This window comes from Arthrobacter sp. H-02-3 (assembly GCF_003097355.1).
GTDB classification, from domain to species: domain Bacteria; phylum Actinomycetota; class Actinomycetes; order Actinomycetales; family Micrococcaceae; genus Arthrobacter; species Arthrobacter humicola.
On sequence record NZ_PYUI01000032.1, the window covers coordinates 14794 to 30253 of the forward strand.

The following is a 15460-nucleotide window of genomic DNA, read 5'->3' on the forward strand; positions in this document are numbered from 1 at the left end:
CGCCAATGTCCTGCTCATCGCGGCAGGACGGTGCCTGCTGGAACGGGTCCTTGGGAGCCACACCGGGAGCGGCGGAACAGTCATGAACCGGGCACTGCGTGAGGGAAGATCAACGGGATGAAAAAGATCGCGGCGTTCACGCCGTATTTCACTGAAGAGGAAGCCGGGCAGGTCCGTGCGGCGTTCCTGGCCGCCGGGGCCCTGGAGGGCGATGCGTCCGTGTCGGACTTCATCGTGCGGGGCACGATGCGGGAAGTGAAGCGGCTGCAGCGCCGCCACAATCAGGGCCGGGCATGGGATCCGGTTCCGGCCGGGGCGCTGCGCCGCGGACAACGCACCAAAGATGAGATCCGGCACCGGAACGAGGGGACCTGATGATGGCGAAGCGGACCGTGGACACGGACGCACCGGCGGTGCCGGCGGCGGGTGGGGAACTGCCCAGGATGCTGACGCTGGATCAGGTGAAGGAAGTCCTGAACGTCAACACTCCGCTGGTGTATGCGCTGGTACGCAGCGGGGAACTGCGGGCCGCGCAGTTCGGCGGACGGGGTTATCTGGCGCGTCCGGGAGGATGACCTGCTGGCCTACATCGCGGCCGCCTACGAGAAGACGGCCCAGCGGATCGCGGCCGGACAGATCCCCGAGGAAACAAGCACCGAAGACTGACCTTCCGAACCCCGTGCCGGAGCAGAATTGATGCATGTGCGGCAGGTACGTGATGTCCAGGGCGACCGGGGATCTTTTGCGCCATTTCGAGGCGAGGGACGTCGAGGGCAGCCCGCAGCCGTCGAGCTGGAATGTGGCGCCGACCCGGGATGTCCCGATCATCGCCGAGAGGCTGGATGAGGACGCGGTGGAGCGCCGGCTCCTGATCGCCCGGTGGGGCCTGGTCCCGTCCTGGGCGAAGGAGGTGAAGATCGGCTCGAAGCTGATCAACGCCCGGAGCAAATCCATCCTGGACAAGCCGGCCTTCCGCAAGGCCGCGGTCAAGCGGCGGGCCCTGATCCCGGCCGCGGGATGTTACGAATGGGAGAAAATCCCGGACGGGAAGAAGATTCCGTATTACCTGCACTCCGGGAAGAATGAGCTGCTGGCCTTCGCCGGGCTGTATGAGTTCTGGCCGGACCCGTCGCTGCCCGAGGGTGACCCGCACCGGTGGCTGCTGAGCTGCACCGTGTTGACCACCACGGCCCACGACTCGCGGTGCCACGTCCACGACCGGGCACCGGTCATCGTCCCACCGGAGATGTTCCACGACTGGCTCAACCCCGGCACGACCGACAAGACCGAAGTGCAGAAGATCCTTGACACCATTCCCGAACCGGTCCTGACCCCAAGGGTGGTCACGGATCAGGTGAACAGCGTCCGCAACAACGGCCCCGAACTCATCGACCCGGCCACCCACCTGACCCACATCTCCTGAGCCACCGCGGGCTGCCCCTGCCGAAGCGGCAGCGGAACCAGGGCAACAGGGGAAACGCGAATGGCCGCCCCGGTAGGCGGGCCATTCGGTGGTGGGGTGCACCCGCTTGCGGGTGTCTCTCTGTGGTCTTTGGCTGAAGAAACCCTGCCCCCAATGGCGGTGCGCCGGGCGCGCCTGGCTTGGCCCATGGGGAAGGGCCCGGCAGCCCGCTGGGGGCTGTGCGGTGGCGGTGTTCGGGACATCGCCGTGGGGGAGTGGGGGTGTCAGGCGGTCGTGGCCGGCGATGCTTTTCGCCGGCGGGAGACGGCTCGGGGTTCGAGCCCGAGCTTCTTCAGCTCCTCGGGACTCCATCCGTCTTTGGTGGCCCGGACGTAGGTGCGTTTGTCGTCGCGTTCGGCCTCGGCGAGTTGTTCCTTGAGGTCAGCGACCCGCTGCCGGGCCTTGACCAGCGCGGTGACGGATTCGATGCGCGAGTCGAGCAGTGCGCGGGCCTGGTTACGTGTGGTTTCTATGTCGAGGTTCGCCATGTGATCCACCCTAACCCGCCGTCCGGCATCGTCCGCGGAAGCCACGGCGACAGAACTGCGATTCAGAGCCACGACGGAGCAAGCTATACATTTACACGGGTGTAAATGGCGTGTCGCTCACGCGCCTGCGGCGGTTTGCTTGGCACACTCGGTGGTGTGGTCCCCGGGTTCGGGGTCGCTGCGCTGGGCTACCAAGAGGACGGGGGAGTGCGTGACTGAGCAGAACGAGTCCCGTCCGCGCCTGTCCAAGCGCCGCCGGGAGAATTCGCCGGCGGGGACGAAGAAGCGCCGGGAGGTGTGGGTCACCGCCGGGGAAGAGGCTGCGCTGGTTGCCCGGGCCGCCCGGGAGAAGGTCACTGTCCCGAACCTGCTGATCACCGCGGCCCTGTCCGAGACTGCTGAGACGCCGACGGAGCGGAAGGCGGCGATGGCGGAACTGATGGCCCTGCATACGCTCCTGGCGCGGGTGTCGAACAACGTGAACCAGATCGCCCGGCACGCGAACGCTGGGGATGAGTTCCCGCAGGATGCGAAGGCTGCGCTGGCGTATGTGCGCGAGGTCGCGAGGCGGATTGACCGGACCATTGAGGGGCTGATGTAGGGCGATGATTCCTAACATCACCCGCGGCTCGAGGATGTCGGGACTGCTGCTGTATCTGGCGTCCACGGATGCTGACAAGACGAAGAACTCCCACACCGATCCGCACCTGGTGGCCGGGGACGCGGCGATCATGGCCTGGTACGACGACGGCGTCCTGGACCGCGATGACGCCGTGGCGATCGCGAAGCACCTGGACCAGCCCCGGAAGTCGTTTGGCGTCGAGATCGTGCAGAAGGATTTCCGCTGGGACGCAGCATCGAAGCAGCGCGTGGAGAACGGTCATAAACCGGCCGATGTCTGGCATTGCTCGCTGAGCCTCCGCGCCGAAGAAGGTCCGCTGACGGACCAGCAGTGGGGAGATATCGCCAACGACTTCGTCGACGCCATGGGCTTCACCGAAGCCAGCGGCAAAGCCCAGTGCAGGTGGGCCGCGATCAACCACGGCACGTCCGAGAACGGCAACCACCACATCCACATCGCCGTGTCCCTGGTCCGCGAAGACGGCACCAAAGCCTCCACCCACGGCGACTACAAAAAAGCGCAGCAGTCCTGCCGCGCCCTGGAGACCAAGTACGGACTGGAAGAACTCTCCAGGGTGCACTCCAGCCGCGGCTACGACCGGGCCGAAAAGGCCACAGCCGCCCGGGACGACCGGGAAATGCACCGGTCATCCCTTGCACGTAAGGTGCGGGCCAGCGCCAGCGCCTCCGGGTACGAGGCGGAGTTCGTCCGCCGCGCCCGCGACACCGGACTGCTGGTCCGGCCGCGCTACGCCAAGAACACCACCGACGTCGTGGTCGGCTACTCCGTGGCCGAACGTCCCGCCGGGGGAGAACGCCCTATCTGGTTCGGCGGCGGGACTCTCGCCTCCGACTTGAAACTCGGTGCACTTCGTGAAGAATGGCCCGACACCCCGCACCTGGCAACCGAGGCTGCGGCCGAATGGAACGCAGCCGCCCGGAACAAGCGCGCGGTCTCCAGGACCGGCCTCGAGAACACAACACCGCCGCCGGAAATGTGGGTGGAATACACCCGCAACGCGGCCGCCCTGGCCGACCAGCTGCGCACCATCCCGCGTGATGATCACGCAACGTGGGCGAAAGCGGCGAGGGACGTCTCCGGGGCGTTCGCGGCATGGTCCTACCGGCTGGAACCGACCCCGGGTCCGCTGGCGGCCACCGCCGCTGAACTGTCCCGCACCGCCCAGCTGCGCGCGCCACGCCAGCACAGCAAACCCGTCCCTCTCCCCTCGATTGCCGGAACTGCCATGTTGTTCATGGCCGCGTCGAGTAAGAACAAGACGGCCGCACAAACAGCGCTCATGGTGCAGCTGATCAACACCGCCTTCGCCGTGTACGAAATGCACGCCCAGTCCGGGCGGACCCGGGAGGCCCAGCGCATCCGCTCGGTGGTCGAGCAACAGCTGGCCCCGTTCACCGGGACCATGCCCAAGCCGGTTCCGGTCGGTGCCGGGCAGCAGCCGGCCCCCGAGGCCGGAGTACCGCCGCGGGCGATCGATATCGCCCGTCGCGGCATGGTCCCCATCCGTCCCGGATCAGTACTGCCCACAGCACTAACGCCGGCGACGCCGGCGAAGACTTCCCAGCCCGGCCGCCGCGACGCCGGTCCGCGCCTCGACCGATAACGACCAACACCACCAACTGCAAGGGGAACAGCATGAGTGAATCAGACGGCATCGACGACGTCCTGGACGGCGGCCTGCGGCAGTCGCTGATCATCGCCTCACGCGTTGCCGAAACCCTGGCGCGCCGGGGGCAGGAGAGCCAGCGCCAGATCGAACACCAGGACGCCCAGGCAACGCACGAAGCCCGGGCACGCGTCGCCGCCGAACGCAGCGCCGCGCACGGAGCGCTGGCACCCGTGGCGAAAGACCAATGGTGGGACAAGGCGCAGCCTCGAGACATCGCCACGGCACACGCCATGGCCGAAGGGTGGAAGGACAATGATCCGGCCGCCCTTGTCGCATCCGAACGGATCCGGACCGAAGTCCAGCGCCGCTACGGCATCGACACCCGCGACGTCGGCACGGATGCCGCGTACCTGGAATCCGGCATCGAAACCGTCAGCGCCGAACAGACACGCCGTGCAGCAGTGGCCGAGCACCGGAAGCGCATGGAACTCATCGCCGCGGCACAGGCCGAAGAACTTAGGGCCAAGGCCCGGACGCTGGCCCCGGAAATGGAGCGGCACCAGGTGCCGGTGGAATACCTGAACAGCCCCGCACTGGCCGAGGCGCTGCAGAGCGCCCACGACGCCACGACACCCGCGGCCATCGAGGCTGCCGAAACCGCTGTGAAGGAACGCCTGTATCTGATCGGCAAAGACGGAGTCAACGGTCCCACCATCGAGAAGCTGCGCGAAGAAACCGCAGCGAACTTCAACGGGGCCGGCGAGGACCATTTCAACGACGCTTCGTTCGTGGACGCCGCGAAGGAATGGCGCGAAGCGAAACTTCTCGCCGAGGGCGGCTTCAAAGGTACCCCGGAGCAGCCGCTCGAGCGGCGCTACGAACGCACCGAAGCGGAACTGTTCGCACGTATCGAAGCCATGGGACGCGACCTGGAAAACCGGGTCATGGGTGACGACGGCAAGCGCTTGAACGACCAAGGCGGGAAGGCCGAAACCGGCCCAGCCGCAGAATACGGTTCCGCCGACCATCACCAGGCGTTCGCCGCCTCACTCGCCGGAACTGCCAGCGAGGAACGCGTCAAGGGACGCCTTGCCGCTGCACGCAGCGAGGGAACCCACCCCAGCACCGCACTCGTCCCCGGCAAAGCGCCGGCGAAGGCTCGGAATACAACGTCGGGTGCCGCCGTCGGGGCGCAGAAGACAAGGAACGGACCCAGCCGATAAGTGCTGCCGCTCCACAGCAGCTGCCGTGCCAGCCCGGCCCCGGTCAATAGGATCGAACCTGACTCGTGCCGAGGGCGGGCGGCAAAACCAGTGGCCATACAAGACGTAAGGAGTCGCCCGCATGGAACACCCGGAGGACCGGGAACGCTGGCCTGATCCTGAGCTGGCGTCAGATGAGGAGGTTATTCGCGAGGCCCTGCAGATGCTCCACGAACTCGATGACACCCCTCCACAGCAGATGACGGCCTTGTTCTACCAGCACTGGTTCGAACAGCTGAGCATGACAACCCGTGACCTGCTCCGCGTCCTTGGCCATGACCCCGACGCCTGACGCCAGACACGGTCAATCCAGTGGCCCTGCCGGTCAGCTGCGGCAACGCCGTCCGCCCGCTCGGCAAACGCCGAGGGCGGCGTCGAAGGACGTGGCAGGTGGGAAGTCGACAATATTCCCCGATCCGCAGGCGGCCCCGGTGCAGCGCCAATTGTCCAGACGGTGTCTGGACAATTGGGACTGGAACGCTGCAACCTCCAACTAGGGTGGAGTCATGACCCAGCTTGAACCGGACCTTCCGGGAGACTATGCCGCTGCTCTCACGACCCTGAAGGGGCTCGTACGCGAAGCTCAACAGCGGGCGCAGCGCGTGGTGAATACCGCCATGATCGAGCTGTACTGGAACATTGGGCGGGCCATCCTGGACAGGCAGATGAACGAGCCATGGGGGAGTAGAGTGCTGGACCGGTTGGCACGCGACCTCCGCACGGAGTTTCCCCACATGAAGGGATTCTCCAGAAGCAATCTTTACAACATGCGCGCGTTCGCTGCGGCATGGAACGGTCCGGACCCAATTGTCCAGACACCGTCTGGACAATTGAGCTGGAGCCACAATGTCGCGCTCCTGAGCAAGCTGGATGACCACGAGCTGCGCCAGTGGTACGCGTCCATGGCTGCCGGGCATGGCTGGTCGGTGGCCGTGCTGGAACATCAGATCCTCACCCGCCTCCACACGCGCAGCGGTGCGGCCCCGAACAACCTCGAGGCAAGACTGCCCGGCGAGGGTAATGACCTGGCGCGGGAGGTTGCCAAGGACCCTTTGGTGCTGGACTTCCTTGGCCTGACCGAAGACGCCCAGGAGCATGCCATCGAGGAGGCCATGACGCTGCGCATGGCACAGACGCTGGCCGAGTTCGGGCCCGGCTTCGCGTTCGTGGGCCGGCAGTATCACCTCGACGTCGATGGAGACGACTTCTTCATCGACCTCCTGCTTTACCACGTACCTTCTGACCGTTACGTTGTCGTAGAACTTAAAGCTGGCAAGTTCAAACCCGAGCATCTGGGGCAGCTGAACTTCTACGTCGCAGCCGTCAACGACATGCTCCGGCTGCGCAGGCAGGCCCCGACCGTCGGGATCCTGGTGTGCGGATCCAGGAACGACCGCACTGTGCGCTATGCCCTTGATGGTTCAGCCCAGCCCCTGACCGTGACGTCCTACACGTACGAGGCACTTCCGGTCGATGAGCAGGCAACCCTGCCGTCCCCGGCGGCCATCACCGCAGCACTCGAGCACGACCCGGCGAACCCTCTCGACGCATGAAGGACTAAGAGCCCGGCCACGCATGCAAGGTCAAATTTTGCGCTTCGGACGCGGCCTGCAGGTCGGGCGGTCAGGGAATATCGGGGCTATGGTGTACGTTGCATTCCCACCAGCTAAGAACACCAGAAAAGAGAGTCACCCCAGTGGCAACCGATTACGACGAAGTACGTTCCGACGTCAAGGAATCCCAGGACCGCTCCCTGGAGGCGCTGCAGTCCGCCAATGCCCCGGATGCCCGCAGCGTGGTCCGTGAGTTGGACGAATCCGACGCACTGGATGAGGCCATGACCCCGGGCGGCGAGTTTGTCGCCGAGGAGCTGATCGTCCAGGTCATTCCCCAGGCCGAGGATGAGTTCACCTGCTATTCCTGTTTCCTGGTCCGGCACCGGTCCCAGCTCGCACACGAAAGCAACGGGCACTCGTACTGCATCGAGTGCGAAGGTTAGGGCGCTCCCGGCCCGGATGCCCGGCCACCGGTCATCTGCCGTGCTTCCTGTTGATTGTCGTGCTGGTTCAGGCACGAGCCGGAAAGAAGAAGCGATGAACACCCCTCCGTACCTGCGCTGGGAGGAACCAGGCCAGCAGCAGCTCCTCGCCCGGGCCGAAGCGCTGCTCCAGCGGCGCGGACGGTGCCTGCTCGGAATAGCCGGGGCGCCCGGCGCCGGAAAATCCACCATCTCCGAATGGCTGCTGGAGCACCTGCTCACCAACCATCCCCGGCAGGTCGCTCTGGTCCCAATGGACGGATATCACCTGGCGCAGTCGCTGCTCGAATCCCGCGGGCTGGAGAACCGCAAGGGCGCTCCGGAAACCTTCGACGGTGCCGGGTACGTCGCTTTGCTCCGCCTGCTGCGTTCAGAGACCTCGCGCGAGATCTTCGCACCGGTCTTCCGCCGCGAAGTCAACGACGCGATCGCCGGGGCCATCGCCGTCCCGCCGGAAACACGCCTGATCATCACCGAGGGCAACTACGTGCTTTTTGACGAGGCCCCATGGAACGAGGTCGCGGCCCTCCTAGATGAAACGTGGTTCGTGGAGCTCGAACAGGACGAACGCGTGCGCCGGCTCACCGCCCGGCACCTGAGATTCGACAACGACGCCGCCATCGCCGAATGGCGCGCAACCGGCAACGACGAACGCAATGCCCGCCTGGTAGCAGCAGGAAGCCAGCGGAGTACACTCGTCATCGAGCACACACCCGGGACCGTCTCAACGCCCGGCCGCGAGTAAGCGGCCGGAACCATCCTTCACGTGACGCTCATCGCAATCGGTGGCCATCGGTGGCGCGCTAGCCTTCAGCGGTGTTCTGGCGCACGCCGTCCAGCAGTGCGTTGAGACGGCGCGCGCCATGGCGAATCAGGAGAGAACTCATCGCCCGCCGGGGTCTCCTCTCGACTCAACCCACCTGGACCGGAACACTCGAGCTGGTGGTGCTGCGGTTCCCGAGCGCCCCGGCTCCGTTGTATCCCCAGGCCCAAACCGTTCCGTTCTTCTTCAGCGCGAACGCGGAGCTGCCGTCCGCTGCGGCTTGCTTGGCGCTTGTGAGACCTTTTACCTGCACGGGAGAAGGACGGTCCGCTCCGCTGGTTCCGCTGCCGAGTTCACCATTGAAATTGCTGCCCCAGCCCCATTCGGTCCCGTCGATCTTCACCGCGTGCGCGGCGTACCCGGCGATGATGACGTCTTTGACGCCGCCCAGCCCGGGGATGGGCGCGGGAGTCGGGACTCCGCTTGCGATGGAGCCCGTGCCTAGCTGGCCATGAAAGTTGCCTCCCCATGCCCAAACGGTCCCGTCGGTCTTAATCGCAAATGTCGAATACCCGTCCGCTATGACCTTCTGAACTCCGGCCACTCCGGCAACTCGAACGGGCGAAGTCGAGGTGGTCTTGGTGCCGTTGCCCAGCTGGCCAAAGGCGTTGCCACCCCAGGCCCAAAGTGTTCCGTCAGTCTTCACTGCGTAGGCTTCACCCCCACCCCCTGCTGCGATGTCCCCTACCCCGCTGACTCCGTGGACCTGGGCTGGCGTAGTTGAATCCGTGCCGGTTCCGGTACCAAGTAGTCCCCCCGAATTGTCGCCCCAGGCCCATACGGTCCCATCCGTTTTGAGTGCATACGCCGACTCGAACGTCGGAGAAAGGCGTTTTATGTTGCTCAGACCCTTGACCTGCACGGGGGACAACGACGTGGTTTTGGTTCCGTTGCCGAGCTGCCCGTAGAAGTTGGCGCCCCAGGCCCATACGGTCCCGTCGGTCTTCAGTGCGTATGTTGCATTTGAGCTGATCGCGATGCTTTGAACGCTGGAAAGACCCTTGACTTGCACTGGTTTCGTTGCAATGGCCGTCGTACCGATACCGAGCTGTCCATTGTTTTCCCCCCATGCCAAGACTGTCCCGTCTGTCTTGATCGCAAACGTCCGGAAACCGTCCGTGGCTATTGCCTTGACGCCGGTTAGGCCTTTGACCAGCACAGGGAAGAGTGAGCTGGTCGTTGTGCCGGTCCCGAGCTGTCCGTAACGGTTTGACCCCCAAGCCCACACTGTCCCGTCACTCTTCAGCGCATAGGTCGTCGCCGAGTATTGGCCGGTGGCTATGTTGACAGCTTCCCGTAGCTTTGCAGCGAACCTTGAGCCTTTGTCGGTCGAAGTACCCGCGTAATTTTTGTGGGCGCAAAATAGACCACTCTGTCTACAGTCATTGAGTTCTGAGACGGTGGCTGGGACCGTCGTCGCACCACAAACCGGATCCTCGTTCAGGCAGAAGCTGGCCGTCTTGGCAGGGAAACGATCGACAGTCGGCAGGTCAGTGTCCAGTGGGGTTGTTCGAATGCCAAGGATGCCGTGGCCGGCATGGTTGTACGGCTCCTGATCGACAACGTCCGCCGGCCGAAACCGTGGATCACCGAACAGAACCACGGAGGCGACCTGCCGCCGGAAAGACGCCGGCAATGACAAATAGGTGTCCACGACCGCATCGGCGCCCTGGGAGTATCCGCCCAGGACTATGGCACCCTTACAGCCGCTGTTCCGGAAGTCAGCCAGGTACTTCAGCAAGTTCGATACGCCATCGGTTTCGCTGCGCTGATAAATGAACGGGTCGTAGTTTGGGAAGAACTGGAGCGCTCCGATCACGCTCACTGCTTGATAAGGAACACCATGCTTTGTAACCGTGGTTGTTGACCCGGAGTACAGATTCACCAGCTTGTCCGCGAGAGACCCCACAACTGAACCTAGATTGTCCGGTCCAGCAGAGGCGGGGCTGTCAAGCTCCCCGCTGCCGGCGAGGCCGATGAGGTTGATGTCGCCGCAAGGAACAGCTGGAGTTGCAGCTATGGCCACGCCAGGCGTTCCGGCTATTGAAGTCGATACAAGGACAATCGTGAGGGCGGAAAGGATGGGTCGAAAGCGTCGATTAAACATGATCAGCTTCTTTCTGAGACCATGCAGTCGGCTCCCGGATCCTGTGTCGAACCGCGGACCTTCCTGCTTCCCCAAGCCGAAGGCCCCCAAGTTCTATCGAACAGAAAAATATGCTGTCAATAGGGTCGCGGCAGAACTAGCGCCGCGTGGCCGACTCGCAGTGGCACAGCAGGTCCTAGCGTGGGGTTAGTGTTTCGGCATGCTCGAGGGCCGTCTGGGCGGCCCGAAGATCGCCGAGACGCTGATATATTCCGGCAAGTATTCGCCACGGAGTGTCTAGTTTCGGGTCGAGAGAGGCTGCCCGTTCAAGATCGTCGATGCTTTCGGCTGTGCGACCCAATCCAAAAGATGCTAATCCACGTTGAACGTAGAGGCCGGTTGAGCTTGGAGCTTCGGAAAGCAGAGTGTCCAACAGGTCCTTTCCGTTTTCCAGCTGGCCGCTGTAAATGTAACCGATCGCTAGAGCGAGGCCGGCCTCTTGAGAGTGGGGAGTTTGATTTTGGGCGATCCGGCCCCATTCAATGGCGTGCTGGGCCGCGGGCGCATCTCCTGTCGTCGCGCGTTCGGCAAATGCTTGTGCAGCGAGTAGGGACGTGTCGCTGTCCCAAGGTCGGAGAGCGCGGGCAAATTGAAAGGACTGCTCGGCTGTGGAAGCGTCGCCGGTTCGGGCGGCTTTGACCCCTGTGCTCATTGGCAATTCTGCAATCATGGCAGGAATGATCACTACCAGGCACGCGGCGGCAAGGGCGAGGGCTCCGATGCGCGGAAAGCGTTGCCTGAGATGCGGCGAGCTGTATTTTCGTGTTGGCGTCGACGCCCCGGCTTGGGCAGCTAGAGGATTCTCCCGTCCCATGAGCCCACCACATATGAAGGCTACGAGGCCAGTGGTGCCAATGGAGGTGAAGTGCGTCAAGAGTGCCAGCCCGTAGGCCGTAACGGCAACGAGCGACACTTTCAGGTAGCGCTGCAGCACGGGATCGTCAGTCTCCCGAAGGCGGCCGCGGACCGTCCACGCGCAGAGAGCCACTGATGCCAGAACAAGAAGCAGGAGGGGAAGGCCGCCTGCGGCCGATGCTTGAAGCAGCCAATTGTGTGGCGAGTCGACTGGGTAGCTGTCCCCGACGGTTCGGGCCCATTCCTCATTCAGGTATGCGGGCAGGGAATCCACGAAGCCGCTGGGTCCGACGCCGTAGAGTGTGTGATCTTTTATCAAATCAAGGCTTCTACCCCACAGGAGGAATCGTCCGTCAACGGTGCCTCCGGAGAACAGGCGGTCCCGCGTCCCCGGTACGACGAAGACGGCTGAGGCCAGGGCCGCCGTAATCAGTGCGACGCCAGCGGCGGTTCGCACCCCGGACCACGACCGCGCTTTCATCCGCACGGCGGCGGAATACAGGATGACCAACGTCAAGCCAGCGATTGCCGCCCGCGAACCTGACAAGACTGCTACCGCTGATCCGCAGGCCAGTCCGGCCCGCCTCAGCCACAACATCCAGCCACGTTCAGACAGTGATGGTGTGCACAGGAGACCCGCAATGATGAAGCCGATGATGCCCTGGTCGGTGGCGTTGCCAAGGGTTGCCCCGGGACGGTCATCGGCACCCCCACCTAGGGGTCGAAGTCCGGCAGCCTCCAGCGCGGAGACTGCAAACAATGGAACTGATACCACCGCCAACGACCGGCGCAGGGTCATCCACCGATGACGAGACGAGTTACCACCCAGCAGTTTCGCTCCGACGATGAAGATGGCCAAGTACAGGCTGATGGTCAAGACTCCCTCGTACCGGGGCCAGCGGCCGGCGATGCTCGCCGCCGGATTTTCCGATGCCAAGGCACTGGCAAGAATCCAAGCGCCACAGACGGTGAAAAGGAACTTGAGCGGACGCGGTATCTGGGCGCCGGCAGGCGACAGAATGCCGAATAGAACGGCAATGGTCATGACCAGGAGTTTGATCCAAACGAATCTGAACAGGCCGCCGGGTTGGACGGCCAGAATTGAACCAGCAGTCAGCGCGATACACACAGTGGGCAAGCGTGAAGTTGCCGCGGCTAAGGCCCGTGCCATGTTCCCCAATAATCCCGGGTCATCACTAACTACCACGGAAAGTGTTCTCCCTCTAGAATTCGTCGGATACGTGGAATGCGACATTGGCAGGACTGTGATGGCTTTCTCCGTCCGGGAGATCATCCGATCAGACACCGAACCGGCAACGCACCGTCTTCAAAACAATCAACCCGGCTGATTTCCCACTAGCCTAGGCCCTTATCGGTAAAGACAGACGCTGGTTCCCCGTTCACGATTTCGGTCAACCGCATCCGGAAGAAAGCTAGGTAATAAACCGATGCGCCGACTAGACTGACGCCATATTTCAATACCGCATGATTCGGCAGGACAGGGGCTGAACCGGCGCGGATAATCTTTGGGGGGAAACATGCTGCGCTGCGTGGAGAAATTGCGTCTGCATTTGGCTATCGTATTCGCGCTAGCCCTTGCTTTGCTCTTTGTTGGAGGCGCTCCTGCCAGTGCAGCAGGAACTACGACTGCCAGCATAAGCGGCAACATCACAGTTCCCGCCGGTTTAGACCCGACCTCTCTCATCGTCGTACAGGCATACACGACCGACCCAAGTACCTCTCCTGCTGCGTGGACTGCTGTGAGTGGCGGGGGAGGACCCTACAAGATCACCGGCCTCGCCGCAGGCAGCTACAGACTGAATTTCATGAGCACCGGGGGCGCCGTGGAGCAGTGGTACAACAACGCCGCCTCCTTCGACACCGCGAGCGTTATAACCCTGACCAGCGGCCAGGACCTCGCCGGGATCAATGCCACGCTCGTCAAGGGTGCCACCATCAGCGGCAAGATCACAGCCCCGCCCGGCGTCAGCCTGACCTCCGTCACCGTACAGGCGTTCCGGGTCATCGTGGGCAGCTCCGTTGCCGGAACGGCGTCTGTGGGCACCGACGGAACCTACAAGATCACCGGCCTCGCCGCAGGCAGCTATCAGCTACAATTCGGCGGCTACAACACGGGCGCCCTGGAAAAGTGGTACAGCAATGTCGCTCCGTTCACCACTCCCAGTGCCATAACCCTGACGAGTGGCCAGGACCTCACCGGGATCAATGCGACCCTCGTCAAGGCCGCCACCATCAGCGGCAAGATCACGGTCCCGACCGGCGTCGACCCGTCCACCGTCGCCGTAGTGGCGTACAAGAGCGACTCGGCCAGCTCCATTGCTGCAACGGCGTTGGTGGGCCTTGACGGAACCTACAAGATCACCGGCCTCACCGCAGGCAGCTTTAAGCTGGGATTCACTGGCTATGGCGCCTTGGAACAGTGGTACAACAAAGCCGCATCGTTCGACACCGCGAGCGTCATAACTCTGACGAGCGGCCAGGACCTCACCGGGATCAACGCCACCCTCGTCAAGGCCGCCACCATCAGCGGAAAGATCACAGCCCCACCCGGCACAAACCTCAACGCCATGTGGGCCATGGCATATAAGAGCCAATCTGTCGGCCCAGATGAAACGTCTCCCGTCGGAGCGCCTGTGGGACCTGACGGCACGTACAAGATCATTGGCCTCGCGGCCGGCAGCTACAAACTGAAATTCTTCGGCTACAACACGGGCGCCTTGGAACAGTGGTACAAGAATGCCACCTCCTACGGCACCGCCACCGCGGTGACCGTCACCACCGGCCAGGACCTCGCCGGGATTGACGCCACCCTCGTCAAGGGCGCCACCATCAGCGGCAAGATCACAGTTCCGGCCGGCATCGACCTGACCACCGTCGCCGTCGAGGCCTATAGGACTGACTCGAGCGCCTTTGCTACTGGTTTGGCGTATGCGGCCGCCGACGGAACCTACAAGATTATTGGCCTGCCCGCCGGCAGCTATAAAGTGAAGTTCGCCGGATACGACACAGGCCTCATCGACCAGTGGTACGGGGGTGGGACCACATTTGAGAGCGCTACGGCGCTAACCCTGACCACGGGGATCGATAAACCCGCCATCAACTTCACCTCCAATATCGGCGGTTCCATCACGGGAACCATCGCAGGTTCCATGCGCTATTACCCTGTCAGCGTTCTAGACGCCGCCGGAAACAACGTCAAGGAGACATACGTCAGCCCGGGCGCGTTCAGTGTCGTGGGCCTCGCCGCTGGCTCCTACAAGGTCGCATTCAACCGGTCCAGCGGATACTCCATGGAAGAGGCGCAGTTCTACCAAGGCAAACCGGAATCAGCTGGCCTCGGCCAGGCCACACCCGTAACCGTCCTCGCCGGCAAGGCAACCGGTAACATCAACGCCGTCCTCGCCTTGGGTGGGACGGTTGGCGGCACGGTCCTCGACAAGACCGGCAAACCGCTCATAAACGCCACCGTTCAGGCTTACACACTCAACGGATCTCTCGTCACGCGCAGCTCCATGACCGACACAAACGGAAAATATTCTATCCCGGGCCTCAGCACCGGCAACTACATCGTAAAAGTCTTCAGCGGAAACGCGGGCCTTGGGAATCTGTACTCCGGCAACGTAAGCAATGAAGCTCAAGCCGTCCCCGTGAAGGTCACCAGTGGGAAAGTATCCACCCTCAACCTCTCGTATCCCGCGACGGCCGCCCTGACCGCGCCGGTGCCGACGATCACGGGCACCGCCAAGGTCGGCTCGACCCTGACTGCCGTCCCGGGCACCTGGGGACCGGCCCCGGTCACGCTCACCTACCAGTGGAAAGCCAACGGCGTCGTCGTCGGCGCCAACGCCAGCACTTACATACCCGTCGCGGCCGACGCGGGCAAAACCCTCACCGTCACCGTCACCGGCACTAAGACCGGCTACACCACCGCCGCGAAGACCTCCGCCGCGACCACCGCAGTCATTGCGCTGCCGGCGCTGTCTCCGGCGCCGGTGCCGACGATCACGGGCACCGCCAAGGTCGGCTCGACCCTGACTGCCGTCCCGGGCACCTGGGGACCGGCCCCGGTCACGCTCACCTACCAGTGGAAAGCCAACGGCGTCGTCGTCGGCG

The 15460-nt window shown here is 63.6% G+C and carries 15 protein-coding genes; 12 read left to right on the forward strand and 3 right to left on the reverse strand.

The genetic code is table 11. The features are described from left to right. Positions 1 to 117: 117 nt before the first annotated feature. Genes C9424_RS20475 through C9424_RS20485 form a run of 4 tightly spaced genes read left to right on the forward strand, consistent with a single transcriptional unit; the run spans position 118 to position 1423 of the window. Complete coding sequence (locus C9424_RS20475; RefSeq protein ID WP_116768677.1) at positions 118 to 375, forward strand: ParB family protein; 258 nt, start codon at positions 118 to 120, stop codon at positions 373 to 375. A gap of 2 nt (positions 376 to 377) precedes the next feature. Then, the gene (locus C9424_RS22260) at positions 378 to 575 is read left to right on the forward strand and encodes a helix-turn-helix domain-containing protein (protein WP_442862060.1); all 198 of its coding nucleotides are present in this window, start codon (positions 378 to 380) and stop codon (positions 573 to 575) included. Beyond that, positions 499 to 666, forward strand: a complete 168-nt coding sequence (locus tag C9424_RS20480; RefSeq protein WP_442862061.1) for a hypothetical protein — start codon at positions 499 to 501, stop codon at positions 664 to 666. The genes C9424_RS22260 and C9424_RS20480 overlap by 77 nt, the downstream gene beginning before the upstream one ends. Before the next feature lie 34 nt (positions 667 to 700). Continuing rightward, a complete protein-coding gene (locus C9424_RS20485; RefSeq protein WP_116768678.1) occupies positions 701 to 1423 on the forward strand; it encodes an SOS response-associated peptidase in 723 nt (240 codons plus the stop codon). Between the two features lie 263 nt (positions 1424 to 1686). On the opposite strand, the gene C9424_RS20490 is transcribed toward C9424_RS20485, so the two are convergent. Next, positions 1687 to 1950, reverse strand: coding sequence for a hypothetical protein (locus C9424_RS20490; protein WP_116768679.1), 264 nt, complete (start codon positions 1948 to 1950; stop codon positions 1687 to 1689). A gap of 211 nt (positions 1951 to 2161) precedes the next feature. Here C9424_RS20490 and C9424_RS20495 point away from each other — a divergent pair, with 211 nt between their 5' ends. The 7 genes from C9424_RS20495 to C9424_RS20525 all read left to right on the forward strand — a co-directional run bounded on the left by C9424_RS20495 (position 2162) and on the right by C9424_RS20525 (position 8247). Next, positions 2162 to 2551, forward strand: coding sequence for a MobC family plasmid mobilization relaxosome protein (locus C9424_RS20495; protein ID WP_237563595.1), 390 nt, complete (start codon positions 2162 to 2164; stop codon positions 2549 to 2551). A gap of 4 nt (positions 2552 to 2555) precedes the next feature. Then, a complete protein-coding gene (locus C9424_RS20500; RefSeq protein ID WP_116768680.1) occupies positions 2556 to 4196 on the forward strand; it encodes a relaxase/mobilization nuclease domain-containing protein in 1641 nt (546 codons plus the stop codon). Positions 4197 to 4228: 32 nt separating this feature from the next. Continuing rightward, the gene (locus C9424_RS20505; RefSeq protein WP_116768681.1) at positions 4229 to 5425 is read left to right on the forward strand and encodes a hypothetical protein; all 1197 of its coding nucleotides are present in this window, start codon (positions 4229 to 4231) and stop codon (positions 5423 to 5425) included. 121 nt (positions 5426 to 5546) lie between these two features. Continuing rightward, complete coding sequence (locus tag C9424_RS20510; protein WP_116768682.1) at positions 5547 to 5756, forward strand: hypothetical protein; 210 nt, start codon at positions 5547 to 5549, stop codon at positions 5754 to 5756. Positions 5757 to 5970: 214 nt separating this feature from the next. Further along, positions 5971 to 7017, forward strand: a complete 1047-nt coding sequence (locus C9424_RS20515) for a PDDEXK nuclease domain-containing protein (RefSeq protein WP_116768683.1) — start codon at positions 5971 to 5973, stop codon at positions 7015 to 7017. Between the two features lie 143 nt (positions 7018 to 7160). Continuing rightward, on the forward strand, positions 7161 to 7463 hold the full coding sequence (locus tag C9424_RS20520; protein WP_116768684.1) for a DUF4193 domain-containing protein: 303 nt from the start codon (positions 7161 to 7163) through the stop codon (positions 7461 to 7463). A 94-nt stretch (positions 7464 to 7557) separates the two neighbouring features. Next, positions 7558 to 8247: a nucleoside/nucleotide kinase family protein gene (locus tag C9424_RS20525; RefSeq protein ID WP_116768685.1), complete on the forward strand. Its 690-nt coding sequence runs from the start codon at positions 7558 to 7560 to the stop codon at positions 8245 to 8247. A 166-nt stretch (positions 8248 to 8413) separates the two neighbouring features. On the opposite strand, the gene C9424_RS20530 is transcribed toward C9424_RS20525, so the two are convergent. Together C9424_RS20530 and C9424_RS20535 are read right to left on the reverse strand one after the other, a co-directional pair. Continuing rightward, positions 8414 to 10432 (reverse strand): RCC1 domain-containing protein, encoded by a 2019-nt coding sequence (locus C9424_RS20530; RefSeq protein WP_116768686.1) that lies wholly within the window; start codon positions 10430 to 10432, stop codon positions 8414 to 8416. A gap of 175 nt (positions 10433 to 10607) precedes the next feature. Beyond that, a complete protein-coding gene (locus tag C9424_RS20535) occupies positions 10608 to 12371 on the reverse strand; it encodes an O-antigen ligase family protein (RefSeq protein ID WP_161958266.1) in 1764 nt (587 codons plus the stop codon). 781 nt (positions 12372 to 13152) lie between these two features. On the opposite strand from C9424_RS20535, the gene C9424_RS20540 reads away from it, so the two are divergent. After that, positions 13153 to 15460, forward strand: a 2308-nt coding sequence (locus tag C9424_RS20540; protein WP_161958267.1) for a carboxypeptidase-like regulatory domain-containing protein, incomplete at its 3' end; no start/stop codon positions are given.

Bases quoted from the DNA above. Each gene is read 5' to 3' on its own strand.
- C9424_RS20510 (WP_116768682.1), top strand. From the start codon at position 5,547: ATGGAACACCCGGAGGACCGGGAACGCTGGCCTGATCCTGAGCTGGCG.
- C9424_RS20515 (WP_116768683.1), top strand. From the start codon at position 5,971: ATGACCCAGCTTGAACCGGACCTTCCGGGAGACTATGCCGCTGCTCTC.
- C9424_RS20500 (WP_116768680.1), top strand. From the start codon at position 2,556: ATGATTCCTAACATCACCCGCGGCTCGAGGATGTCGGGACTGCTGCTG.
- C9424_RS20530 (WP_116768686.1), bottom strand. From the start codon at position 10,432: ATGTTTAATCGACGCTTTCGACCCATCCTTTCCGCCCTCACGATTGTC.
- C9424_RS20535 (WP_161958266.1), bottom strand. From the start codon at position 12,371: ATGACCATTGCCGTTCTATTCGGCATTCTGTCGCCTGCCGGCGCCCAG.
- C9424_RS20525 (WP_116768685.1), top strand. From the start codon at position 7,558: ATGAACACCCCTCCGTACCTGCGCTGGGAGGAACCAGGCCAGCAGCAG.
- C9424_RS20485 (WP_116768678.1), top strand. From the start codon at position 701: ATGTGCGGCAGGTACGTGATGTCCAGGGCGACCGGGGATCTTTTGCGC.
- C9424_RS20475 (WP_116768677.1), top strand. From the start codon at position 118: ATGAAAAAGATCGCGGCGTTCACGCCGTATTTCACTGAAGAGGAAGCC.
- C9424_RS22260 (WP_442862060.1), top strand. From the start codon at position 378: ATGGCGAAGCGGACCGTGGACACGGACGCACCGGCGGTGCCGGCGGCG.
- C9424_RS20505 (WP_116768681.1), top strand. From the start codon at position 4,229: ATGAGTGAATCAGACGGCATCGACGACGTCCTGGACGGCGGCCTGCGG.
- C9424_RS20490 (WP_116768679.1), bottom strand. From the start codon at position 1,950: ATGGCGAACCTCGACATAGAAACCACACGTAACCAGGCCCGCGCACTG.
- C9424_RS20480 (WP_442862061.1), top strand. From the start codon at position 499: ATGCGCTGGTACGCAGCGGGGAACTGCGGGCCGCGCAGTTCGGCGGAC.